Source organism: Aquamicrobium sp. YD-1-mutant5 (genome assembly GCF_059509755.1).
In genome coordinates, this window is record NZ_JCAKKP010000004.1 from 69,957 (window position 1) to 92,850 (window position 22,894).

19 protein-coding genes are annotated in these 22,894 nt (G+C 63.3%); 12 read left to right on the forward strand and 7 right to left on the reverse strand.

The window, feature by feature from the left end; all coding sequences use genetic code 11:
* Window positions 1–21: 21 nt before the first annotated feature.
* A complete protein-coding gene (locus AC5XE7_RS08080) occupies window positions 22–546 on the reverse strand; it encodes an acyl-CoA thioesterase (protein WP_495365593.1) in 525 nt (174 codons plus the stop codon).
* 35 nt (window positions 547–581) lie between these two features.
* Window positions 582–1,892, reverse strand: a complete 1,311-nt coding sequence (locus tag AC5XE7_RS08085; RefSeq protein WP_495365594.1) for an aspartate aminotransferase family protein — start codon at window positions 1,890–1,892, stop codon at window positions 582–584.
* A gap of 173 nt (window positions 1,893–2,065) precedes the next feature.
* Between AC5XE7_RS08085 and AC5XE7_RS08090 the strand changes: the two genes are divergently transcribed.
* Entirely contained in the window at window positions 2,066–3,181 is a 1,116-nt protein-coding gene (locus AC5XE7_RS08090; protein WP_495365595.1) for an ABC transporter ATP-binding protein, read from the forward strand.
* Between the two features lie 82 nt (window positions 3,182–3,263).
* On the opposite strand, the gene AC5XE7_RS08095 is transcribed toward AC5XE7_RS08090, so the two are convergent.
* Entirely contained in the window at window positions 3,264–4,568 is a 1,305-nt protein-coding gene (locus AC5XE7_RS08095; RefSeq protein WP_495365596.1) for an NAD(P)/FAD-dependent oxidoreductase, read from the reverse strand.
* 418 nt (window positions 4,569–4,986) lie between these two features.
* On the opposite strand from AC5XE7_RS08095, the gene AC5XE7_RS08100 reads away from it, so the two are divergent.
* The 11 genes from AC5XE7_RS08100 (at window position 4,987) to AC5XE7_RS08150 (ending at window position 16,206) form a co-directional block, all read left to right on the forward strand.
* Complete coding sequence (locus tag AC5XE7_RS08100; protein WP_239800131.1) at window positions 4,987–5,739, forward strand: ABC transporter substrate-binding protein; 753 nt, start codon at window positions 4,987–4,989, stop codon at window positions 5,737–5,739.
* A gap of 172 nt (window positions 5,740–5,911) precedes the next feature.
* Window positions 5,912–6,919 (forward strand): hypothetical protein, encoded by a 1,008-nt coding sequence (locus tag AC5XE7_RS08105; RefSeq protein WP_495365597.1) that lies wholly within the window; start codon window positions 5,912–5,914, stop codon window positions 6,917–6,919.
* A gap of 39 nt (window positions 6,920–6,958) precedes the next feature.
* Entirely contained in the window at window positions 6,959–8,548 is a 1,590-nt protein-coding gene (locus tag AC5XE7_RS08110) for an AMP-binding protein (protein WP_495365598.1), read from the forward strand.
* Window positions 8,545–9,198, forward strand: a complete 654-nt coding sequence (locus tag AC5XE7_RS08115) for an amino acid ABC transporter permease (protein WP_495365600.1) — start codon at window positions 8,545–8,547, stop codon at window positions 9,196–9,198. The genes AC5XE7_RS08110 and AC5XE7_RS08115 overlap by 4 nt, the downstream gene beginning before the upstream one ends.
* A 13-nt stretch (window positions 9,199–9,211) precedes the next feature.
* Window positions 9,212–9,970: an amino acid ABC transporter ATP-binding protein gene (locus AC5XE7_RS08120; RefSeq protein ID WP_495365601.1), complete on the forward strand. Its 759-nt coding sequence runs from the start codon at window positions 9,212–9,214 to the stop codon at window positions 9,968–9,970.
* Window positions 9,957–11,246 (forward strand): NAD(P)/FAD-dependent oxidoreductase, encoded by a 1,290-nt coding sequence (locus tag AC5XE7_RS08125; protein WP_495365602.1) that lies wholly within the window; start codon window positions 9,957–9,959, stop codon window positions 11,244–11,246. Before AC5XE7_RS08120 ends, AC5XE7_RS08125 begins: the two co-directional genes overlap by 14 nt.
* Before the next feature lie 50 nt (window positions 11,247–11,296).
* Window positions 11,297–12,232 (forward strand): hypothetical protein, encoded by a 936-nt coding sequence (locus tag AC5XE7_RS08130; RefSeq protein WP_495365603.1) that lies wholly within the window; start codon window positions 11,297–11,299, stop codon window positions 12,230–12,232.
* 278 nt (window positions 12,233–12,510) lie between these two features.
* Window positions 12,511–13,293, forward strand: coding sequence for an enoyl-CoA hydratase/isomerase family protein (locus AC5XE7_RS08135; RefSeq protein WP_287945421.1), 783 nt, complete (start codon window positions 12,511–12,513; stop codon window positions 13,291–13,293).
* 135 nt (window positions 13,294–13,428) lie between these two features.
* A complete protein-coding gene (locus AC5XE7_RS08140) occupies window positions 13,429–14,322 on the forward strand; it encodes a TetR/AcrR family transcriptional regulator (RefSeq protein ID WP_495365604.1) in 894 nt (297 codons plus the stop codon).
* 79 nt (window positions 14,323–14,401) lie between these two features.
* On the forward strand, window positions 14,402–15,157 hold the full coding sequence (locus AC5XE7_RS08145; RefSeq protein ID WP_495365605.1) for an SDR family NAD(P)-dependent oxidoreductase: 756 nt from the start codon (window positions 14,402–14,404) through the stop codon (window positions 15,155–15,157).
* 2 nt (window positions 15,158–15,159) lie between these two features.
* A complete protein-coding gene (locus tag AC5XE7_RS08150) occupies window positions 15,160–16,206 on the forward strand; it encodes a phosphotransferase (RefSeq protein ID WP_495365607.1) in 1,047 nt (348 codons plus the stop codon).
* A 72-nt stretch (window positions 16,207–16,278) separates the two neighbouring features.
* On the opposite strand, the gene AC5XE7_RS08155 is transcribed toward AC5XE7_RS08150, so the two are convergent.
* The 4 genes from AC5XE7_RS08155 to AC5XE7_RS08170 form a co-directional block, all read right to left on the reverse strand.
* Window positions 16,279–17,433, reverse strand: a complete 1,155-nt coding sequence (locus AC5XE7_RS08155; protein WP_495365608.1) for an acyl-CoA dehydrogenase family protein — start codon at window positions 17,431–17,433, stop codon at window positions 16,279–16,281.
* A 30-nt stretch (window positions 17,434–17,463) separates the two neighbouring features.
* Window positions 17,464–19,278 (reverse strand): acyl-CoA dehydrogenase family protein, encoded by a 1,815-nt coding sequence (locus AC5XE7_RS08160; RefSeq protein ID WP_495365609.1) that lies wholly within the window; start codon window positions 19,276–19,278, stop codon window positions 17,464–17,466.
* 100 nt (window positions 19,279–19,378) lie between these two features.
* Complete coding sequence (locus AC5XE7_RS08165; RefSeq protein ID WP_495365610.1) at window positions 19,379–20,560, reverse strand: acetyl-CoA C-acyltransferase; 1,182 nt, start codon at window positions 20,558–20,560, stop codon at window positions 19,379–19,381.
* A gap of 21 nt (window positions 20,561–20,581) precedes the next feature.
* On the reverse strand, window positions 20,582–22,678 hold the full coding sequence (locus AC5XE7_RS08170; RefSeq protein ID WP_495365611.1) for a 3-hydroxyacyl-CoA dehydrogenase NAD-binding domain-containing protein: 2,097 nt from the start codon (window positions 22,676–22,678) through the stop codon (window positions 20,582–20,584).
* Window positions 22,679–22,894 lie beyond the last annotated feature (216 nt).

Sequence of the window (22,894 nt, forward strand, 5' to 3'; positions counted from 1 at the left end):
TACTATTTGGAAAGTTATCTTTCAAGTGCGGACTGCCCGCCCTGCTCCCTCGCTGCTCTGCTCAGGGGCGGGATGGGAAGCGGGCAGCGCCTGCCTTATGGGCTGAGGCAAGGGCGCCCCGCGCCCGGAAGACTGATCGGTCAGAACCCAGACGATCAGACCCCGGGCTCTCACGTCCTGCCGGCTGCTGCCGGAAATGACCGTCCGGAAGGTGATGGAAGACGTTCCGACGCGCTCCGGCTGGATGGCGACGTCGATCTCCTCATCATACCGGATCGGCCGGACATAATCCGTGCTGGCATGCACGACGTGAAACTCATGATCCTGCGGGAGCAGGGACCGGATGCCATGCGCCCGACTGAATTCGGTCAGCGCGACATCGAAATAAGTGAAATAGTTGCCGAAGAAGACGACCTTCTGGGCATCCACTTCCGAAAAGCGGACCCGCAGACGGTGGCAAAAATCCATGCCTCCGGGCTTCGGCCGCGACCCTGCCGGATCGCTGGCCTCTGGCGGGGCATGGAAAGTGGCGGATCGCTTTTCCAACAGGCCTCCTTGTGTGCGGCGTAGACAATCCGGCTTCAGTGCATCGCCCTGAGCGCTTCCTTGCTGGCTTCGATCATCGCATCGACGTCTTCCGGCGTGACGGCCGTGGACAGGCAGCCGAGCCCTGAAGGAATAATGTGGAAGCCGCGCGCGGCCAGTGCATCGACGAAAACAGCGGTGACCTTGCGTTGCGCCACGTCCACCCAGGCCGACCGGTAGTCGCGGACTTCGCTGCGCCCCAGATGGAACTTGAACAGCGAACCGGCGCCGGTCACGCAGGCCTCGATGCCGCTGGCGCGCATCCACTCGTTCATCTCGTCGCGCAGCCTGTCGCCAAGCGCATTGGTGTGGGCGACTTCCTGCCGTCCGTAGAGATCGAGTGCGACCAGACCCGCCGTCATGCTGATCGGATTGGCGGCAAACGTGCCGCCAAAGAACACCTTCGGGCGGCCGCTTTCGGGATTGAAGACGTCCATCACATCGACGCGTCCGGCAAGCGCGCCGATAGGGAAGCCGCCGCCGATGATCTTGCCGAGGCACGAAAGGTCGGGCGTGACGCCGAAATATTCCTCGACACCGCCATAGGCGAGGCGGAAGGACATCACCTGATCGAAGATCAGCAAGGCGCCGGAGCGGGTGCAGAAATCGCGCAGCCCCTGCAGATAGTCGGCCTGAGCCGGCGCCAGGCCGGCACGGCTCGGCACCGGATCGACGAGAATGCAGGCAAGCCGGTCACCGACGTCGCTGAGGACCGACAGGGCCTTTTCCAGATCGTTGAAGGGCAGCACCACCACATTGTCCAGAACCGCCTGCGGGGCGCCGATGCTGTAGGGCACCGAGGCGGGTGCCGTTTCGCCCCAGGCGTCGGGTTCCGGCGCGACGCTGACCTCGGCGAAATCGGACAGGCCGTGATAGCAGCCCTCCACCTTGGCCACGAGCGTGCGGCCGGTATAGGCGCGCGCCGCCTTCAGCGCGAACAGCACCGCCTCGGTGCCGGTGTTGGCAAAGCAGATGCGCTCGAAGCTGGGCGCGCGGGCCTGCAGGGCCGCGCTCATCGCTATTTCGGACTCGGTCGACATCGAGAAGCATGTGCCGCGCGCCAGCTGCGCCGAAACCGCTTCGATGATGCGGGGATTCGCATGGCCGTGGATCAGCGACATGAAGTTGTTGGCCAGATCCAGATAGCGGTTGCCGTCGGCATCCCAGATGTAAGCGCCTTCGCCATGGCTGACATAAAACGGGTGAGGCTTGCGGAACAGGGTGGCGCGCGTCGAACCGCCGGGCAGGAAGGATTTTGCCTGCTCATAAAGAGCAGCGGAGTTTTTGAGCGAAAGACCTGCACCCATTTTTCATTGTCCTGTATTTTGGGATTATGTCCCATATTTTGATAATGGCTTGACCGTATAGCAGCTTTATGCGAGATGCAAGTATCCGCGCTGCGCAAAATCCGGAGCCGGAAACAGGATCCGCGCCCGTCGTTGCGGGTGGTTGTGCTTTTCAATGTTTGTCTGGAGGACTGATGGTTGCTGCGGCCACGCCACTTGTCGAATTCCGCGATGTGGCCAAGCGATATGGTGCCTTTACCGCACTGAGCGGGATCGACCTCGAAATCGGCAATGGCGAGTTCCTGACGCTGCTCGGACCTTCGGGATCCGGCAAGACCACGGCGCTTATGCTGCTGGCGGGCTTCGACAAGCCAAGTGGCGGCTCGATCCTGTATCAGGGCAGGTCGGTCGAAAGCGTGCCGGCCAACCGCCGTAATTTTGGGGTCGTCTTCCAGAACTATGCCCTGTTTCCGCATCTCACCGTGGCGCAGAATGTGGCCTTTCCGCTGAAGGCGCGAAAATGCGCTTCGGCCGACATTGCCGGGCGTGTGCGCAATGCGCTGCAACTGGTGCGGCTTGAGCAATATGCGGAACGTTACCCGGCTCAGCTTTCCGGCGGCCAGCAGCAGCGCGTGGCTCTGGCGCGGGCGCTGGTGTTCGATCCGGGACTGGTGCTGATGGACGAGCCGCTGGCGGCGCTGGACAAGAACCTGCGCCATCACATGCAGTTCGAGATCAAGCGCCTGCAGCGCGAGCTGGGCGTCACCATGGTCTATGTCACCCATGATCAGGGTGAGGCGCTGTCGATGTCGGATCGTGTCGCGGTGTTCAATTCCGGCCGGCTGTTGCAGGTGGCGGATCCCGAAGCGCTTTACAATGACCCCGCCTCGCATTTTGTCGCCACCTTCATCGGCGAAACCAATTCTCTCGACGTGCGCATTTCGCAGGTCAGCGAGGGCGTGGCTCAGGCGCAGCTGGATGACGGCCAGACCGTGCGCGGCAATGCGCGCTGCAGCATCGCCCCCGGCGATGAAGCCGTGCTGACGGTACGCCCGGAGGCGCTGAGGATTGCCGCAGACAACAACGGCGCGGCTGCCCATGCCGATGAAAACCGCCTCAGAGTGGACATCAGCGATGCGGTGTTCATGGGTGATCACCAGCGTGTCACCTTGCGGGTCGGCCCCCACAGCATGATCTGCAAGCTTCCTGCCGGGCAGGGCTTCGAAGCAGCCCGGCCGGGGCCGGCGGTGATCCGTTTCAATCCTGCCGCCGCCTTCGTCTATTCGAGAGCTGCGCGGGAGGCGCAATAGCAGGATGGTGCAGGGACACTCGCAGGCAGCCAGTGTCCTCCATCCGCCCAGACTGCGCCCGTTCGGGCGCGGCTTTCTGATTTCAGCGGGCCCGCTTCCGGTCCAGCCAGTCCCCGAGCTTGTAGGCACCCCCGACCAGCGGCAGGAACAGGCGCGGATCGCCTCGGTAGAGCGGTCGGGTCGGGAAAGCGGGACGCTCGAAGGCACCTGCGCTGGCGGCGCCGAGGATGCGCCCGGCGACGTTGCGCCCGAGCATGGTCATCATCGCCACGCCGCTGCCATTGCAGCCAAGGCAATAGTGGAGCCCGTCCTGCTCCCCCGCATGGGGGAGGAAGTCGAAGGTGAAGGCGACGTTTCCGCACCAGGCATGGGAGACGCGGAAGTCTTTGAGCTGGGGAAAGACCTCGCTCATGAAGCGGTGCAGGACGGGCGCTGCTTCTTGCGGTGCCTGCGGCGTAAATCTGGCGCGGCCTCCGAACAGCATCCGGCTGCCATCCGGCGACATGCGTGCGAACCGCAGCACCCGACGCGAGTCCGTCAGGGTCCGTCCATTGGGCAGCAGCGAAGCCGCGAGATCGGGTGGAAGGGTCTCGGTGGCGATCATGTAGCTTGCCACGGGAATGACGCGCCGGCGCAGCCACGGCGTCAGCGTGCCCGTATAGCCATTTGTGGCGATGATCACCTCGTGTGCCCTGATCTTGCCGCGGCTCGTGGAGAGGTCGAAATGGCCGCGGCCGCCTTCGATGGTCTGAACCGTGACATCCGAATGCAGGCTGGCGCCCGCCGCTTCCGCCGCGCGCAGCAAGCCATGCAGATAAAGGGCCGGGTGCAGCTTTCCCGTGCGGTTGACGATCATGCCGCCGCTATAGGCGTCGGTTGCGATTTCCGTGCGCTGTTTTTCCGGCGGCAGCATGGAGGCCTGCGAACCGGCGAAGCGGTTCAGCCGGTCGAGCGTGCCGGCAAGCGCCGTATAGTGGGCCGGCACCGCTGCCGCGACGACGCGGCCGGTGCGCTCATAGTGGCATTCGATGCGCTCTGCGGCGATGATCTCCTCCACCAGATCCAGCGCTCTGGAAGCCTCGCTCATCAGGGCCGCCGCCTCTGCCTCGGAAAGGCCTTTCAGCCCTTTGCCCAGATAGTTGCCGCCGCTTACCAGTCCCGCATTGCGGCTGGAGGCACCGGTGCCGAAATCTCCGGCTTCCAGAACCGCGACCCGCGTGCCGCCGCCTGCCAGGCGCAGGGCGGCCGAAAGGCCTGCATAGCCTCCGCCCACCACGGCGACATCCGTCGTTTCCGGCGGCGGGGCATTGCGCTTCACAGGTGGTGCTGCGTCCCACCAATAGGGGCGGGATATGAAATTCTCATGGAAAATCTGCTTGCTGCGCATAGGCGGTTTGATCCCGGTGTCGCAGCAATCGCTGCTTGCTTTAAGCTACCATATGGTAATTTAACAACAAGAAGGATTTCGCCGAGGAATCATAATTTTAGGCCAATATCGCATTATTTCGCCAAATATGTGAAGAATCTGGTTGACAGGAAACCGCTTTTCACCAACCATTTGGTAAGTTAACTTGCTGCATCGGGCAGAGAGATGGCTGGTCGGGAGGGAGGCCCCGACATCGTTGCGGGCGATGTTGCCTGCACCCGGCATCAGCAGGAAGCTGATCGCCTGAAGCGCGATGCGCTTCGCCGGTCATGATAAAAAGCCGTCAAAAGCGGCAAGGGGAAGCGTGCGGGATCTTCCGGCGAGCCGGACAGCCGTCGCACGTCCTGAACAGTCACAAAAACAACATGGGAGAATGGACGTGTTTGCCAAAAAAGCCTTCATTGGTGCGATCCTGGCTTCGCTTTTGCATGTCTGTGCATCGGCTGCAGAGCCTGTTTACAAGGTCGGTTCCACCACAACCGGAAATCCCTTTACCTTCCTCGATGTCAGCACCAACAAGATCGACGGCATGATGGTCGACATGATGAATGCGATCGCTGAAGATCAGGGCATCAAGGTCGACATTCAGCCGGTGCCGTTCGAGGCGCTGATACCTTCCCTTCAGGGGGGCAAGATCGATATCATGTCGGCCGCCGTGACCATCACCCCTGTGCGCGCCGAGATCGTCGATTTCTCCGACCCCATCTTTCCCTACACCGATGCCGTCATCGTGAAAAAGGATGATGATACGCCTTACACGAAGGCGGCCGATTTCGCCGGCAAGACCATCGGCGTCCAGGGCGGAACGGCATTCTACGACTATCTGGAAAAGCTCGGCGGCTTCACCGAAATCAAGACCTATACCGCCATTGCCGACATCATGCGCGACGTGGAGCTGGGGCGCATCGCAGCCGGCTTTGCGGATGAACCGATCATGCGACACCGCCTGAGCAAGAACGATGCGGCGACCATCAAGCTCGTCCCGACCTATGAGCCTTTCTATGTAGGGCAGGTCGCGCTGGCCGTGAAGAAGGGCAATTCGGAACTCCTCGAAAAGCTGAATGCCGGGATCGCGAAGATCAAGGAAAGCGGCAAGCTTGAGGAGCTGCAGACCAAGTGGGGCCTGCGCTAGCACCGCCAGCCGCCGGACGCGCGCGTCTCGCGGCACCCGCACGTGGCCGGAGTTGGCAATGAGGGCTTTTCTCACAAGGCCCGTCAACTGATCCGGGCGCACCGCGGCAGGTGCAGGCAGTTCCGGCCCCGTGCTTACCCCTTATGGAATGTGACAGCGCAAGAGGTTGATCATGAGAGTTCTGCAGCTTGGATTCGGGGCGGTGGGGCGCGAGAATGTGCGCCAGCTCCTCGGCAAGCGCCATCAGGTCGTGGGCATTGTCGATACGCAGGACGTGATCGACGCCATCGATCTCGGCGAATTTGATTTCGCGCAAGCCGCACCGCCGGTACTGGCTACCGATCTGGTGGCGTGTCTTTCTCGGACGAAGCCTGACGTCATTCTTCAGGCAACCACGTTCGATGCCGGCAACATGGTCGACGTGGTCCGGGCGGCAGCTTCCGCGGGCGCCAATCTGATCACCATCAACGGCATTGTCGACACCGAAAAGCTGCAGCCGCAGCTTCATGCCGAAATCGAAGCCCTTGCCGGTGCCGCCGGCATCCGGGTTCTGGGCGTTGGCGCCATTCCCGGCTTTTTCAGCGATGTCGTTCCGCTGATGCTGACGGGCTGCTGCGCGCAGGTGCGCTCGATCGATTTCAGGCGCCGGGCCGACTACAGCGTCTGGGGGCCGGACGTGATGAAGCGCTATGGCTTCGGGCTCACTCAGCAGGCGTTCGATCAGGCGAACCAGGCTGGCCAGATCACCCTGTTCAAGGCGCTGTGGCAGTCTGCCTGGTTCGTTGCCCGCGAGCTTCGCTGGGCGGTGACCGACCAGCATGAGGACAAACGCCCCATCATCTCCACGCGCGACCGGCAGGGCCGCCATGTGCGGGTGGCGGCCGGAACCGTCGGCGGCTTCAGCCACTGCGTCACGCTGATCTGCGAAGAGGAGCGCCGGCTCACGCTCGGGGTCGACGGCTATCTTGATCCGTCCGGCCCGGAGGAAGAGCCGGGAATGGTGACGGAACTCAGCGGCAATTCCAGCATGCGGGTCGAGATCAGCGGCGATGTGCTGACCGGCGCCGGCTCTATGACCAGCAGTTCGGCGCGCATGGTCAACAGCATCGGGCCGCTCGCCGCCGCCGCGCCGGGGCTCAGGTCAACGGCTGATCTTCCGCTCGTCGCCTGCCGCGCGTGACGCGGCCTGCATCAGATTTTTCTCTTCGGGGTTTTCAGAATGGCCGATTATTACGGCTCGGAATGCAATGTAGTTCATGTCCTGCGCGACCAGCTGTCGAAAGACCCGCAGCGCGTCTGGATCGTCACGGAAGAAAGCCGGTTCTCGGTCGCCGACATGGACAGGCGCTCGTCGGTGCTGGCGCGCGGCCTGTCCGGCCTTGGCGTCTCGGCGGGCGATACGGTTCTGGTGATGCTGCCGAACTGCATCGAATTCATCGATTGCTGGTTAGCGCTGGCTAAGCTGCGGGCCATTCAGGTGCCGGTGAACACCGCCTATTTCGGCGCCATGCTGGAGCATCTGGTGCGCGATTCCGGGGCCACCCGCATCATCGTCCATGAAAGTTTTCGCCACGCCGTGACCGAAGCGCTCGGCGCGGCCGGTTCGAAGCTGGACACGCTGATCGTGGTTGGCAAGGAAGCTTCTGGGCTACCCGGCAACGCTCAGCTGATCGACTACGCATCCTTGCTTCAGGAGGCGGGCAGATCGCCGCTGAAGGACGAAGCCGCCCCGGCCTACAACAGCGTCGCCTCGATCATGTACACGTCGGGCACCACCGGCGCCTCGAAAGGGGTGATGGTGACGCATGCGCACGCCTATCAGTATGCGGCGGGCGGCAATTCGCTCCAGCTCGGCCCGGGCGACGTCTACTACGCGCCCCTGCCGCTGTTCCACATCGCCGGCCAGTGGGCGGTCATCTACAACTGCCTCATTCGCGAGGCGACGGCGGTTCTGAAGCCGAAGTTCAGCATCACCGATTTCTGGTCGGACGTGGAACGGTTTGGCGTGACCACAACCTTCATGCTCGGCGCCATGGGCAGCATGCTGTTCCGCACCACGCCCGGCGAAAAGCGGACATCGCTGAAGAAGGTGCTGATGTCGCCGCTCATCCCTGAATATGTGCAGTTCTGCGACAAGTTCGGGGTGCAGGTATGCACCTCCTATGCCTCCACCGAGGTCAATGGCGTCATCGGCACGGGCTTATCTCCGCCCAACGCCTCGACATGCGGCATGGTGCGGACGGACCGCTATGACGTGCGGCTGGTGGATGAACTGGATGAGGAGGTGCCGGTCGGCGAGGTCGGCGAACTCGTGGTGCGGCCGAAGCTGCCGTGGATCGTGATGGTCGGGTACTGGAACCGGCCGGCCGAAACGCAGGCGGCGTGGCGCAATCTGTGGCTCCACAGCGGAGATCTCTTTCGGCGCGACGCCGACGGTTACTACTATTTCGTCGACCGGCTGAAGGATTCCATCCGCCGCCGCGGGGAGAATATCTCCTCGGTAGAGGTCGAGAACGCCATCAACGCCATTCCCGAAGTTCTGGAATCGGCCGTTGTTGCCGTGCCTTCCGAACTCACCGAGCAGGAGGTGCTTGCGTGCGTGGTCTTCCGCCCGGGGCAGCATCTGGCCATGGAAGAGCTGCATGCGCGCATCGCGGCGCTGCTGCCGAAGTTCATGGTGCCCCGCTACCTCACCGTCATCGATGCCGTGCCCAAGACACCCACCGGCAAGCCGCAGAAATTCAGACTGAAGGATGAGGTCCGGCAGGAACAGCTTTGGGATTCGCTTGGCGAAAGGGGCAGGGGATGACGCAGTTTTTTGAAGATGCATGGCAGTTCATGCCGATCCTCATGCAGGGCGCCTATGTCACCATTCAGGTGGCTTTCCTGTCGCTTGCCCTGTCATCGGTGCTGGGACTGGCGCTGGCGCTGATGCGCATGTCGAGCCTGCCCGTCCTCTATGTGCCGGCGGTGACCATCATCACCGGTCTGCGCGGCATCCCGATCATTGTGCAGCTGATGTACATCTATTTCGTGCTGCCGGAGATCGGCGTCGATCTCAGCGCCTTCACGGCCAGCGTGATCGGCCTCGGTGTCGCCTACAGCGCCTATCACGCCGAGAATTTCCGGGCCGCCATCCTTGCGGTGGACAAGGGCCAGTATGAGGCGGCGATGAGCATCGGCATGGGCAAGGCGCAGCTCATGCGCCGCATCATCCTGCCGCAGGCGGTGCGTATCGTGCTGCCGCCCTATGGAAACATCACCATCATGATGCTGAAGGACTCGTCGCTTGCCTCCACCATCACGGTTTCGGAGATCACCCGCGCCGGCCAGCTCATCGCTTCATCGACCTTCAAGAACATGACGGTCTTCACGCTGGTCGCCTTCATCTATCTGGTCATGAGCTTGCCGCTGACAGCGCTGAACGCATGGCTGGAACGTCGATTTGCAGCGAAGTGAGGGGCGAAACCGGATGATCGAAGTCAAAGAGGTTTCAAAATGCTTCGGGGCGCTGAAGGTCCTGAAGTCCATGTCCTTCACCGTGGCGCGCGGCGAGGTGGTCTGCCTCATCGGGCCGTCGGGGTCGGGAAAATCGACCATGCTGCGCTGCGTGAACGGGCTCGAACGCCACGATTCCGGCACCATCTCCATCGACGGCATGACAGTGGACACGACATCGAAGACGATCGGCTCCGTGCGGGCCGAGGTCGGCATGGTGTTCCAACGGTTCAACCTGTTTCCGCACATGACCGCGCTGGGAAACATCATTGAAGGCCCCGTGCAGGTGCGCAAGCGCCCGAAGGCGGCGGCAAAAGAGGAGGCCATGGCCCTGCTGCACAAGGTAGGGCTGGCAGACAAGGCCGACAGCTACCCTTCCCAGCTTTCCGGCGGGCAGCAGCAGCGCATCGCCATCGCACGCGCGCTGGCCATGAAGCCGAGGGCCATGCTGTTCGACGAGCCGACCAGCGCACTCGACCCCGAAACGGTCGGTGACGTTCTGGTGGTCATGGAAGATCTGGCCCGTGAGGGCATGACCATGCTGGTGGTGACCCATGAGATGGGGTTTGCGGCCGAGGTGGCGAACCGTGTCCTGTTCCTCGATCGCGGCGAAATTCTGGAGGAAGGCCCGCCATCCGAATTGCTCCGGCGGCCGCAGAACGAGCGTACTCGCGACTTCCTGCAACGCGTGCTCCATCCCGGAGAAAAGGCGGCGCGCTATGACAATGGCTGAACGCGAGCGCCTGTTCTGGTCCGCCGGTTTCGATCCTCTCGAAAGCGATGCGGTCTCTCCCGGTCAGGCCTTCGATGCCGTGGTGGTGGGAGCCGGTTATGGCGGCCTGAGCGCTGCGCTCGAACTGTCGCGGCAGGGCATGCATGTGCTCGTCGTCGAGGCGCGCCGCATCGGTGACGGAGCCTCCTCACGGGCAGCAGGCTCGCTTGCCAATGTTCCGAAGGCGCGGCTGCACGAGCTCGCCGGCAGCTATGGACAGGAGACGGCGCAAGCCGTCTATCGCGAAGCCGTTCTGGCGCGCGCCCATACCGAGCGCACCATCGCCGACCATGCGATCGGCTGCGATCTTCGCCGCTGTACACGCGTCATGGCCGCTCACAGCGACAGGTCGATGCGGCGCCTGCAATCGGAATTTCCGGCCATGAAGGCGCGCATTCCCGAGGCGCGCCTGCTTTCGGCACAGGAACTGCGCGGCTTCATCGGCAGCGATGTCTATCGTGGCGGCATGCTGGTTCCGGATTCGGCCACCGTCAATCCGGCCGCCTATCAGTACGGGCTTGCCCGGGTGGCGCGGGCCCATGGGGCCAGGCTGTTGCAGAACACCAGAATGATCGGCCTGAAGCCGGTTGCCGGAGGTGTCGAGGTAGAGCTTGAAACTCTGGGCACGGTGACGGCTGCCCATGTCGTTCTGGCGACGAATGCCGAGACCGGGCCCGACACGCCCCTGTCGGCGCAACTGGCAAGATCGGTCGCGGCGGTGCCGGCCTTCTGCGTGGTCACTGAGAAGCTGCCGCCCGATCGTCTGGAAAAGGTGATCCGCGGGGCGGAGATCTTCGGCGATACGCGCAAGGTGCTGAACTACATGGCGCTGTCGCCCTGCAAAACCAGACTGGTCTACAGCGCCCGCGCCGGATTTCAGGAAGGCAGCACCGCCGAAAAGGCGCGACGTATCATGGCAGCCTTTGAAAGACGGTTTCCGCAAACGCGGGGCCTCGCCATGGACTTCTTCTGGTCCGGGCGCTTTGCCATCACGGCCGATCTCATTCCCCATACGGGCAACAGCGACAGGGTGCACTGGATGATCGGCTGCTGCGGCACCGGTATCACCATGTCGAGCTATCTCGGCCACAAGATTGCACGTCGCATTCTGGGCGCGGCCGATGCCGACACCGTGTTCCGGCTTCCGCTGCCATCCATGCCGGCATGGCAGAGGCGGCCGGCGCTGCTGGGCGGGGCCATCCGTCTTTACCGCGTCTACGACCGCTACATGAAATAGGCCCGAGGGCCGCGCGGCCACTGCAGGGGACCGCAGAGGGAGGTTTGAACATGCTTGTGATGGACGATGCGGCGATTGCCGCACTTGGCGTGCGGGCCATCGATCTGGCGGGGCCGGTGTCCCGCGCGCTGGCCGCCCATGCGCTGGGTGAAATGCTGGTCGAACCGAAGCGGATGCAGTTGGCCGGTTCCGGAGCATATGCCATCGGCACGCATGGCCTGTGGCAGCAACAGGACCGCGCCTTCTTTCACAATCTGGTCGGTCTGGACCGCGAGCCGGTCAAAGGCGCACGCTCCACATATCGCTCGGCACAGCTGCTGTTCCGGTCCAGCGATGCGATGCCTCTGCTGACCATCCACGGCAACATGATGAGCAGCGTGCTGCCGGTGGTGATGACCCTTATAGCCGCGCAGAAATTCGCGCCGGAGACCGTAGAGGCTGTTTCCTTCATCGGTGCGGGATTGCAGGCAAGGCTTCATCTCGATGCGCTGACAGAGATGTTTCCGCTGAAGCGGATCTTTTCGCATTCGCGCTCGCGCAGTTCGTCGCAGGCGCTGGCTGACTATGCCGCGGCGCGGGGCATTGTGACGGTCATCTGCGATGATCCGCAGAAAGCGGTGCGCGGCGGCGACATCGTCGTTTCCTCGATCTCGGAATCCTTCGGTGTCGAGCCTTTCCTGGAGACCGGATGGCTGAAGCCCGATGCCCTGCTTTCCTCGGTCGACATGCTGCGGCCATGGCGAGGGGCGCGCGAGCTGCTGGTGATCGCCGATGACGCCCTTCAGGCCCGGCAGATGATCGAGGCCGGCAGGGTGCCCGGCGTTTTCCCGATCGATCATGAGCTGGGTGGGCTGCTGGCCGGAGAAAAGCCGTCGCGCAAGGGCGAACCGGCACCTGTGGTCCTGTTCCATCCGGGCTGTTGCGCGGGGCTCTTCGGCATGGCCTCGGCCTTACAGGAAATCCATGAATTATCTACCAAAAGGTAATTTGTGTGCTTGCCGAACTCTCGGGAGAACTCTGAAAACGGGAAAAATCCTTTAATTTTGAGTTTTTCCAAAAAGCTGGTTGATTGAGACGTTTGTTTATTCTACCATTTGGTAAGTTAATAAGGTGAGGAATTAACCGGGAGGAGTGGGGGAGGCCGTGCGCTCCGTGTGCAGAGGCTTTTCAGATAGCTCCGCGATTTTCCAGAATTTGAGACGCTTCGCGACCCGGAGAGCGGGCGGGCGTTCTCAGGCATCAGACCAACGGAGACAAAAAGACCATGTCGGACAAGACCTACATCACGATGGAGCGCCGCGATCGCGTCGGCTATGTGACCCTCAACCGGCCAGACAAGCTGAACGCCATGCCCCGCAAGATGTATCAGGAGATTTCGGCCGGCCTGCAGGAATATGATGCGGACGACGACATCTGGGTGATCGTGGTGCGTGGTGCGGGCGATCGCGCGTTCTCCGCCGGTGCGGATCTTGAGCTCCTGCATGGCTCGCTGACGACGGGTCCGTTTGAATGGAAGCCGTTCAAGGCAGACCGCTTCGACATGGGGCTGCAGGTGTCCAAGCCGGTGATCGCGGCCGTTCACGGCTTCTGTCTCGCCGGCGGCATGGAGCTGGCGATGAGCTGCGACATCCGCATCGCCGCCGACAATGCGACGTTTGCCGCGCCGGAGGTGAAGTGGAGCGTGCTGCATGGCTTCGGCGCGCTGATGATGCCGCGCTCGGCGCCGCTTGGAGCAGTGATGGAGCTGCTGATGACCGGCCGCCGCTTCGATGCGCAGGAGGCCTATCGGCTTGGCATCGTCAATCGCGTGGTTCCGGTCGCTGATCTTCAGAAGACGGTCGACGATCTGGCCGACGAGATCTGCCGCAACGGGCCGCTGGCGGTGCGTATGACCAAGGAGATCGTTCTGCGCGGCCGCGAACTGCCGCTCAACGATGGTCTGCGCATCTATCGCGAGCTGAACAAGCTCATCCATCTGACCGAGGATTCGACGGAAGGTGCCAAGGCCTGGGCGGAGCGCCGTCCGGCGCGTTACGCTGCCCGCTGAGCCTTTCCTTCGATGGGGAAAGTGCCCATAAAAACCGGCCGGTTCTGTTCATAGTCTTTCACTGTGGATACTGTGCCGGTTCACAGGAAGAAGCAGCCCCGCTGAGGGGCTGCCGGAAGGTCGGGAACCAGGAACATGGCCACAAACGCCGGGAAGGCAGAGCAGCCGGCTCCAAAGCCAAGGCGTCGCCTCAGGGCTGAGGAACGATGGGAGCAGATCCTCACTGTCTCTGCCGAGCTTTTTTCGTCCAAGGGCTATCATGGGGCTTCGCTCGACGATATCGGCGAGCGGCTCGGCATCCAGAAGGCTGCGCTCTATCACTATGTCCGCAGCAAGGAGGACATACTGGTCGAGATCTACGACCGGATGCTCACGAAGGCCGAGGCCGAGGTGCTGCCGATCGCGGATGAGCCTTTCTCGCCGGACGAGCGGCTGCGTCGCATGGTTTCCAGCTATATCGGGCTGATGATCGAGCAGGCCGATATGTGGTCGCTGATCCACTTCCAGCAGAATGCGCTGCCTGCCGCCAGCTACGAGGCAACGCTGCGCCGCAAGCGGGCCTTTGAAAAGAAATTCGAGGCGGTGGTGCGCGAAGGTCAGGCGTCCGGCCTGTTCAAGCCGATGCCGACGCGCCTCATGGTGCTGTCGCTGTTCGGCATGTGCAACTACGTCCATCACTGGATAAAGTTCGCGCCGTTCCCGAAGGACGAAATCACCGGAGTGGTCTGCGAGATTCTGGAACGCGGTTTCATCGATGACGGCAGCAGGCGCGTCGGTGCCTGGCCCCGATATGCGGAAACCACCGACGCCATGGTCGAGACGGCTGCCCGCCTGGATGCGCTGAGCGAGCAGGTCAGGGAATTGCAGGGCGCCTTCGAGCGCGATCGCCACAGGCTGATCGACGGCTTTGCCGGTTCCATGGCGAATGAAGGCGCTGGGCAGCAAATGCCGGATAAGGCGGGCGCTGCTCCGCCGGCAGGACGGAAATCGTCTTCCGGAAAATCTGAGAATAAAACGCCGGCTAAGTAAGACGCTGATTTTTTATCCGGGTTGAAGCGGCGCGCCGAGCGCCGATGGATAAAACACACCCCAACGATGCAGGAACATCATGATTGATCTGAATGGGAAAGTTGCCGTCATCACGGGGTCGAGCCGTGGCATCGGCAAGGCGATCGCAGAGGCGTATGCGAAGGCTGGAGCTTCCGTTGTGATCTCCAGCCGCAAGGCCGATGCATGCGAGGAGGTGGCGGCTGCGCTGCGTGCTGATGGCCATAAGGCGTTTGCCCATGCGTGTCATATCGGACGCAAGGAGGATCTGCAGGGTCTGGCAGACGCCACCGAGGCGCATTTCGGACCGATCGACATTCTCGTGTGCAATGCAGCGGTCAATCCCGTCTACGGCACCATGGCGGAGCTGACCGACGAGGCCTTCGACAAGATCATGGATGCCAATGTGAAGGGCACGTTCTGGCTGTGCAACATGGTCATCCCGCAGATGGCGCAGCGCGGCGGCGGATCTGTCATCCTGCTGTCGAGCATTGCCGGCCTGCGCGGTACCACCACTATCGGCTGCTACGGCATGTCCAAGGCGGCGGAGGCGGCACTGGCGCGCAATCTGGCACTGGAATGGGGGCCGTCGAATGTCCGCGTCAACGCCATCGCGCCGGGGCTGATCGCCACCGATTTCGCCAGGGCGCTGATCGAGGATCCGGAGCGGCTGGCGCGGGTCGAGAGCCGCACGCCGCTGCGGCGCATCGGCCGTCCGGAAGAAATAGCCGGCGTCGCTCTGTTCCTCGCCTCCGACCTGTCATCCTATGTCACGGGGCAGGTTCTGGTGGCTGATGGCGGCGAAATGGCGTCCTGACCATGTCATTGCTTGTCGATCCACTGCCCTCTCATCGCTTCAACGAGGCAGCGCTGCAGGACTATCTTGCCGCAAACCTCCCTGAAGCCTCCGGCCCGTTCCGTGTTCGGCAATTTCAGGGTGGCCAGTCCAACCCGACCTTTCTGCTGGAAGGCGAGAGCTGGCGCATAGTGTTGCGCAAGAAGCCGTCCGGCACGCTGTTGAAATCGGCGCATCAGGTGGAGCGTGAATACCGCGTCATCAGCGCCCTGCAAGGCTCGGCTGTGCCGGTGCCGCGCAGTTTCCTGCTGTGTGAGGATGAAGGGGTCATCGGCACGCCCTTCTACCTGATGGACTATGTCGAGGGTCGTGTCTTCGACATGCCGCATATGCCCGACAGTTCACCACATGAGCGCACCGCCTGCTATCAGGCGATGATTTCCACCATGGCCGCTCTTCACAATGTCGACTGGGCGGCGGCGGGGCTGGCCGATTTCGGCCGGCCGGGCAATTACATCGTGCGCCAGCTCGACAGGTGGTCGAAGCAATATCGCGATTCCGCCGGCGGTGATGCCGATCCACTGGTCGAGGACATCATCGCCTGGCTGGAAAAGAACCTGCCGGCGGAGGCAAGAACCACGCTGGCCCACGGCGACTTCCGGCTGGGCAATCTGGTGTTCGACCGGCAGGAGCCGGTTGTGCGCGCCGTGCTCGACTGGGAGCTTTCGACGCTTGGCGATCCGCTGGGCGATCTCGCCTATTGCTGCCTGCCCTATCACCTGCCGGCCGATGGAGAAAATGCAAAGGGTCTGCTGGGGCTCGACCTGAAGGAACTTGGCATTCCGCGTGAGGAAGAATTGCTAGCCACATATGGAGCGGCGACAGGGCGAAGTGGGATCAACGACTGGACCTTCTACCTCGTCTTTTCGCTGTTTCGCCTGATCGCCATTCTGCAGGGTGTCTATGCACGCGCTCTGCAGGGCAATGCCAGCTCAGCCAATGCCATCTCCGTTGCCGGCCGCCGCAAGGTTCTGGGCAGAACCGCTGCCGACATGATAGCCGGCAAATAATCCGGGTTGCAGAACCAAAAGGAAGGGCAGGAGGTGAACTCCTGCCCTTTTCCTTTGCGCCTGCCTGCTGAATTATTGCGTCAGTTCACGAACCATGTTGCGGGCGATGACGATCTGCTGGATCTGCGTCGTGCCCTCATAGATGCGGAACAGGCGCACATCGCGATAGAAGCGCTCGATGCCGTAGTCCGCAATATAGCCGGCGCCGCCATGCACCTGCACGGCGCGGTCGGCCACGCGACCCACCATTTCCGAGGCGAACATCTTGCAGCAGGCCGCATCAGTGGAGACGTCCTGCCCGGCATCCTTGCGGCGCGCCGTTTCCATCACCATGCACTCGGCGGCGTAGGATTCGGCCCGGCTGTCGGCAAGCATCGCCTGCACGAGCTGGAATTCAGCGATCGGCTTGCCGAACTGGCGCCGCTCGGCCGCATAGCGCAGGCTGTCGTTGATAAGACGTTTGGAGGCCCCCACGCAGACCGCCGAGATGTGCAGGCGCCCGCGGTCGAGCACTTTCATGGCGGTTTTGAAGCCCTGTCCTTCCCTGCCGCCCAGAATGGCGTCGGCCGGAATGCGGCAATCCTCGAAGATGACGTCGCAGGTATGTGCGCCCTTCTGGCCCATCTTGCGGTCGGGCGGGCCGAAGGACAGGCCGGGCGTTCCGGCCTCGACGAGAAAGGCGCTGACGCCACGCGCATCCGTGCTGGCGGGATCGGTGCGGGCAAAGACCGTGAACAGCCCGGCCACCGGCGCATTGGTGATGAAGCGCTTGGTGCCGTTCAGCACATAGAAGTCGCCGTCACGACGCGCCGAGGTGCGCAGAGAGCCCGCGTCGGAGCCGGCCTCCGGTTCCGTGAGCGCGAAGGAGCCGACCAGTTCCCCGCTTGCCAGCCGCGGCAGATATTTGCGCTTCTGCTCCTCGGTGCCGTCGATGACGATGCCCTGCGAGCCGATGCCGTTGTTGGTGCCGATCAGCGAGCGGAACGCGGGCGAAGTGCGACCGAGTTCGAAGGCGACGCGCACCTCCTCTTCCATGGTCAGCCCGAGGCCGCCATGCGCCTCCGGGATCGACAGGCCGAACAGGCCCATTTCGCGCATCGCGTTGACGATTTCGGCCGGAATGGCATCATTCTCGGCCACCTGATGTTCGAGCGGCACCAGCCGCTCGCGCACGAAGCGCCTGATCGTTTCGAGCAGCTGGTCGAGTGTTTCGTTGTCCAGAGCCATCGGGGTCTCCCGTGAGAAGTGTTTTCGGGGTCAGTGGAACCAGTCGTCGGGCATGGCCGACCATGTGTCGTCACCCGCTTCGAGCCTGTCGAGCTGCGGGCCGATGCGCGGCAATTCCCATCGCATGAAGTACCGGCAGGCATGCAGCTTGCCGTTGAGAGCGGCCTGCCGGGGATCGCCCGCATCCAGAAGCTTCCGGGCACAGAGCGCCTGATCGAGCCAGATCCATGCGACCACGATATGGCCCAGCGCCTCCAGATAGACCGAGGCATTGGCGAGCACTTCGGCACGCCTGCCATCGGCCATCTGCCGGGTGAGCTGCGCGGTTACGGCGCGCACGCGCGCCAGTGCCTCCACCAGCGCCCGGCCTTCCTCCACCAGTGCCGGGGTGCCAATGGCGCGGTTGGCGCTTGCGGAAATGCGCGCGCACAGAAGCTCGAAGGACCGGCCGTCATTCATCACCACCTTGCGCCCGAGCAGATCCATGCCCTGAATGCCGTGCGTGCCCTCATGAATGGCGTTGAGGCGGTTTTCCCGGTAAAGCTGCTCGACCGGATATTCGCGGGTGTAGCCGTAGCCGCCATGCACCTGTATCGCCAGCGAGATGGTTTCCTGCGACCATTGGCTTGGCCAGCTCTTGACGATCGGGGTCAGGATTTCGAGCAGGTCGTCGGCGTCCTTTCGTGCAGCTTCCGAGGCTGCCGTGTGCTTGTCGTCGATCAGCGTCGCTGCAAACATGCACAGCGCTACAGCACCCTCGGCATAGGCCTTCTGGGCCAGCAGCATGCGACGTATGTCGGCATGCGCGATGATCGGCACCTGCGGCCGGGTGGCGTCCTTCGCCTCGACTGGCCGACCCTGCCGGCGTTCGCGCGCATAATCCAGCGCATGGCGGTAGGCGGCATAACCGAGCGCGGCCGCGCCGCTGCCGACATTGATGCGGGCCTCGTTCATCATGTGGAACATGTAGACGAGGCCGCGATTGGGCTCACCGATCAGGTAGCCGGTCGCACCGCCTTTCTCGCCAAAGTTCAGCATCGCCGAAGTGGTGCCGCGCCAGCCCATCTTGTGGATCAGCCCGGCAAGCGCCACGTCGTTGCGTTCGCCCGGCGTGCCGTCCTGATTGACCAGCGTCTTCGGCACGATGAACAGCGAGATGCCGCGCACGCCGGCGGGCGCATCGGGCAGGCGCGCCAGCACCAGATGGATGATGTTCTCGCCCATTTCGTGGTCGCCGCCGGAGATGAAGATCTTGTTGCCGCTGATCCGGTAGGTGCCGTCGCCGGCCGGCGACGCCGTGGTGCGCACATCGGCCAGCGAGGAGCCGGCCTGCGGCTCGGTCAGCACCATGGTGCCGAAATAGCGGCCCTCGCGCATTGGCCGCTCGAACAGCCGCTTCTGCTCCGGCGTGCCAAAGGAAGCGATGATGTTGGCGGCTGCCGCCGTCAGCGAGGTGTAGCTCTTGGTGGCGATGTTGGAGGCGGCAAACAGCGCCCCGGCGCCCATATGCACCGTGAACGGCAACTGCATGCCACCGTCCTCGTAATCGGCGGTTGCGGCGGAAAAGCCGGCTTCGGCGAAATGGCGCAGCGCCTCCTTCACGTCCGGGATCACCACCGCCTTGCCGTTCTCGAAACGCGGCTCGTTCTCGTCGCTCTTGCGGGCATGAGGGGCGAAGTGCTGGCCGGCCACATCCTGCGCGGTGCGCAGCACGGCGGCGAAGGTTTCGCGCGAATGGTCGGCAAAGCGCGGCCGTTCCGTCAGCTTCTGCACGTCAAGCAGGTCGAACAGCAGGAATTCGAGTTCATCGGCCATGACGGCCAGTGCATTTTCCTGAAGGGCCATGAAGGGTCTCGCTGGCGCACCTTGGCGCGAGTTCGGGTTCGGGATCGTCGCTTGGGAAGAAGGGGCAGGCCGTAAGCCTGCCCACATGACTAGCCGGCTGTCATGCGACTTCGAACAGCCCGGCCGCGCCCATGCCGCCGCCCACGCACATGGTGACGACCGCATAGCGGGCCTTGCGCCGCCTGCCCTCGATCAGCACATGGCCGACCTGACGCGAGCCGGTGGCGCCGTAGGGATGGCCGATGGCGATGGAGCCGCCATTGACGTTGAGCTTCTCCATCGGAATGCCGAGCGTATCGCGGCAGTAGACGACCTGGCTGGCGAAGGCTTCATTGAGCTCCCACAGGTCGATGTCGTCGATCGTCAGGCCATTGCGCTCCAGAAGGCGGGGGACCGCATAGACGGGACCGATGCCCATTTCATCAGGTTTGCAGCCGGCGACGGCGAAGCCACGGAAGATGCCGAGCGGCTGCAGGCCGCGCTTCTCGGCAAGCTTCGCGTCCATCACCACGCAGGCCGATGCGCCATCGGACAGCTGGCTGGCATTGCCGGCGGTGACGAATTTTTCGGGCCCTCGCACCGGCTCCAGCTTTGCGAGACCCTCGATGGTCGTGTCGGGCCGGTTGCACTCGTCCTGATGGAGCATGACCTCCTGCTGCGAGGTGGTGCCGGTTGCCTTATCGAACACCAGCCTGGTGGTGGCGAGCGGCACGATCTCGTCGTCGAAGCGCCCGGCCTGCTGCGCGGCGGCCGTGCGCTGCTGGCTGACGAGGGCGTATTCGTCCTGCGCCTGCCGGCTTACGCCATAGCGCTCGGCGACGATGTCGGCGGTCTCGATCATCGGCAGATAGACGTCCGGCCGGTGTTCGCCGAGCCACGGCTCGATGCCGAGATGCTTGTTGACGTCGTTCTGGATGAGGCTGATCGAGTCCAGACCGCCGGCGACCATCACCGGCACCTTGTCGACGATGATGCGCTGGGCGGCGATGGCGATGGCCTGCAGGCCCGACGAGCAGAAGCGGTTGATGCTGAGCCCGGCAACGGTATCGGGCAGTCCGGCGCGCAGGGCGCACAGGCGCGCCATGTTCTTGCCCTGCGGCCCCTCATGGAAGGTGGCGCCGAGAACGAGGTCCTCGACCTCATCCTTGTCGATGCCTGCGCGTGCCACGGCATTGCTGACGACATGCGCGCCCAGTTCGAGACTGTGGGTGTTGTTGAACGCGCCCCGGAACGACTTGGCGAGCGGGGTGCGGGCAGTGGAAACGATGACGGCTTCGGTCATGGCATGTGGCTCCGGCGAGGGTTACAGCGAGGCGAAGGTCTGGCCGGCCTTGGCAAGCCGCTCCAGCAGGGGCGATGGCTTCCAGTGCGGCTCGCCGGTCTTCTCATGCAGCGCCACAAGCGTGTCATGGATCTTGCCGAGACCCACCTGATCGGCCCAGAACATCGGTCCGCCGCGATAGGCCGGGAAGCCGTAGCCGTGCAGCCAGATGACGTCGATGTCGACCGCCCGCAGGGCGACGCCTTCCTCAAGGATGCGTGCCCCTTCGTTGATCATTGCGTAGAGGCAGCGTTCGAGACTTTCCTGATCGTCGATCGGGCGCGGTGCAATGCCGGCTTCGCGGCGGTAATCCTCCAGTATCTTCGCCACTTCAGGGTCGGGGCGGGGCGTGCGGTCGCCCTGCTCGTAGCGGTAGATGCCGGCTCCGGTCTTCTGGCCGTAGCGGCCGAGTTCGGCGATCCGGTCCAGCCAGTTGGGGGCGATGGCGTCCGGCGCGCCGGCCTTGCGGCGCTCCTGCCTTATGCGCCAGCCGACATCGACGCCGGCAAGATCGCTCATCGCGAAATGGCCCATGGGGAAGCCGAAGCCCTTGAGCACGGCATCGACCTGCTCGGGTGCCGCACCTTCCTCGACCAGCGCCATCGCCTCGCGACCGCGCTGGTGCAGCATGCGGTTGCCGACGAAGCCGTAGCAGACGCCGACCAGAACGCCGACCTTGCCGATGCGGCGGGCCACATCCATGATCGTGGCGATCACATCGTCGCTGGTCTTTTCGCCGCGCACGTTCTCCAGCAGGCGCATGATGTTGGCCGGGCTGAAGAAGTGCATGCCGCACACGTCCTGCGGACGCGAGGTGGCTTCGGCGATGGCGTCGACGTCGAGCGTCGAGGTGTTGGTGGCCAGGATCGCGCCCTGCTTGCAGACCTTGTCGAGCGCGGCGAAGATTTTCTTCTTCAGCTCCATATCCTCGAACACGGCCTCGATCACCAGATCGGCGTCTGACAGCGCATTGACCGATTCCGCCGGCTGAACGAGTGCGATGCGGCGCTCCGCCTCTTCGGCGCTGATGCGGCCCTTTTTGGCGTTGCCCTCATAGGTGCGGCGCACATTGGCAAGGCCTGCCTGAAGTGCTTCGGGCTTGGCGTCGACCAGCGTGACGGGAATGCCGGCGCTGGCAAAGCACATGGCGATGCCGCTGCCCATGGTTCCGGCGCCGATGACGCCGACCTTTTCCACCTTGCGCAGCGGCGTTCCGGCCGGCAGCGAGGGGATCTTGGCCACTTCGCGCTCGCCGAAGAAGGCGTGGATGAGGCCGGCGCGCTGCGGCGAGGCCATGCATTCCTGAAACAGGGCGCGCTCACGGGCGATGCCTTCGGCGAAGGGAAGCGTTGCAGCCGCTTCGATCGCATCGACACAGCGCTGTGGCGAAAACAGGTTCGGCTTTTCCTTCGCGAGCTTTGCGCGGGCGGCGGCAAACACGGCCGGATCGGTGTTGGCGATCCTGTCGCTGCGGCTGCTAACCGGCGCAGCCGTCAACTTGTCCACCCCGGTCTTTTCGATGAAGTCGAGTGCGGCATCCAGCGCGCTGCCTTGCGGATAAACGGCATCGAGGATGCCGAGGCCCAGCGCCTCATTTGCCTCGACCGGGTTGCCGGTGAGAATCATGTCCAGTGCGCGCTCCACGCCGGTCAGGCGTGGCAGACGCTGCGTGCCGCCGGCTCCCGGCAATAGGCCGAGTTTCACCTCAGGCAAGCCGATTTTGGTTCCCGCAAGCGCCACGCGGTAGTGGCAGCTCATCGGCAGCTCAAGGCCGCCGCCGAAAGCGGTTCCATGCAATGCCGCCACGATCGGCTTCGCGCTCCGGTCGAAAGCGGCGATCACCTCGGGAAGGGTGGGCGTCTGCGACGGCTTGCCGAACTCGCGGATGTCGGCCCCGGCAGTGAAGATGCGTCCGGCCGAGTTGAGCACGATGGCTTCGACCTGCGGGTCGCGTTCGGCTTCTTCCAGCGCGGCGACCAGTCCCACGCGCACCGCATGTCCAAGCGCGTTCACGGGGGGGCTGTCGATGGTGATGATGCCGATGCGCGCGCGGCGCTCGAAACTGACCGGATTATCCATGGCTGTTCGCCTTCTCCCTATGGCTTCAGACGGTTCTATAGAAACGAACCGACTTTTCGTCAATATTGCGGAATTTAATTCCGCATTGTGGAATATTAGCCGTGAGCGGTCTTTCTGATCGCTGGAATTCCGCGCTCGTTTCGGCCATTCAGCGCACTTTACTTACCTTATGGTAATTTTACCATCCAAAAGTAAAATAATATGGAAGCTGCGCTC

Coding starts and splice junctions, on each gene's coding strand:
- AC5XE7_RS08125 (WP_495365602.1), top strand. CDS start 9,957: ATGACAATGGCTGAACGCGAGCGCCTGTTCTGGTCCGCCGGTTTCGAT.
- AC5XE7_RS08155 (WP_495365608.1), bottom strand. CDS start 17,433: ATGGCTCTGGACAACGAAACACTCGACCAGCTGCTCGAAACGATCAGG.
- AC5XE7_RS08095 (WP_495365596.1), bottom strand. CDS start 4,568: ATGCGCAGCAAGCAGATTTTCCATGAGAATTTCATATCCCGCCCCTAT.
- AC5XE7_RS08130 (WP_495365603.1), top strand. CDS start 11,297: ATGCTTGTGATGGACGATGCGGCGATTGCCGCACTTGGCGTGCGGGCC.
- AC5XE7_RS08165 (WP_495365610.1), bottom strand. CDS start 20,560: ATGACCGAAGCCGTCATCGTTTCCACTGCCCGCACCCCGCTCGCCAAG.
- AC5XE7_RS08085 (WP_495365594.1), bottom strand. CDS start 1,892: ATGGGTGCAGGTCTTTCGCTCAAAAACTCCGCTGCTCTTTATGAGCAG.
- AC5XE7_RS08170 (WP_495365611.1), bottom strand. CDS start 22,678: ATGGATAATCCGGTCAGTTTCGAGCGCCGCGCGCGCATCGGCATCATC.
- AC5XE7_RS08105 (WP_495365597.1), top strand. CDS start 5,912: ATGAGAGTTCTGCAGCTTGGATTCGGGGCGGTGGGGCGCGAGAATGTG.
- AC5XE7_RS08120 (WP_495365601.1), top strand. CDS start 9,212: ATGATCGAAGTCAAAGAGGTTTCAAAATGCTTCGGGGCGCTGAAGGTC.
- AC5XE7_RS08160 (WP_495365609.1), bottom strand. CDS start 19,278: ATGGCCCTTCAGGAAAATGCACTGGCCGTCATGGCCGATGAACTCGAA.
- AC5XE7_RS08140 (WP_495365604.1), top strand. CDS start 13,429: ATGGCCACAAACGCCGGGAAGGCAGAGCAGCCGGCTCCAAAGCCAAGG.
- AC5XE7_RS08115 (WP_495365600.1), top strand. CDS start 8,545: ATGACGCAGTTTTTTGAAGATGCATGGCAGTTCATGCCGATCCTCATG.
- AC5XE7_RS08145 (WP_495365605.1), top strand. CDS start 14,402: ATGATTGATCTGAATGGGAAAGTTGCCGTCATCACGGGGTCGAGCCGT.
- AC5XE7_RS08150 (WP_495365607.1), top strand. CDS start 15,160: ATGTCATTGCTTGTCGATCCACTGCCCTCTCATCGCTTCAACGAGGCA.
- AC5XE7_RS08110 (WP_495365598.1), top strand. CDS start 6,959: ATGGCCGATTATTACGGCTCGGAATGCAATGTAGTTCATGTCCTGCGC.
- AC5XE7_RS08090 (WP_495365595.1), top strand. CDS start 2,066: ATGGTTGCTGCGGCCACGCCACTTGTCGAATTCCGCGATGTGGCCAAG.
- AC5XE7_RS08135 (WP_287945421.1), top strand. CDS start 12,511: ATGTCGGACAAGACCTACATCACGATGGAGCGCCGCGATCGCGTCGGC.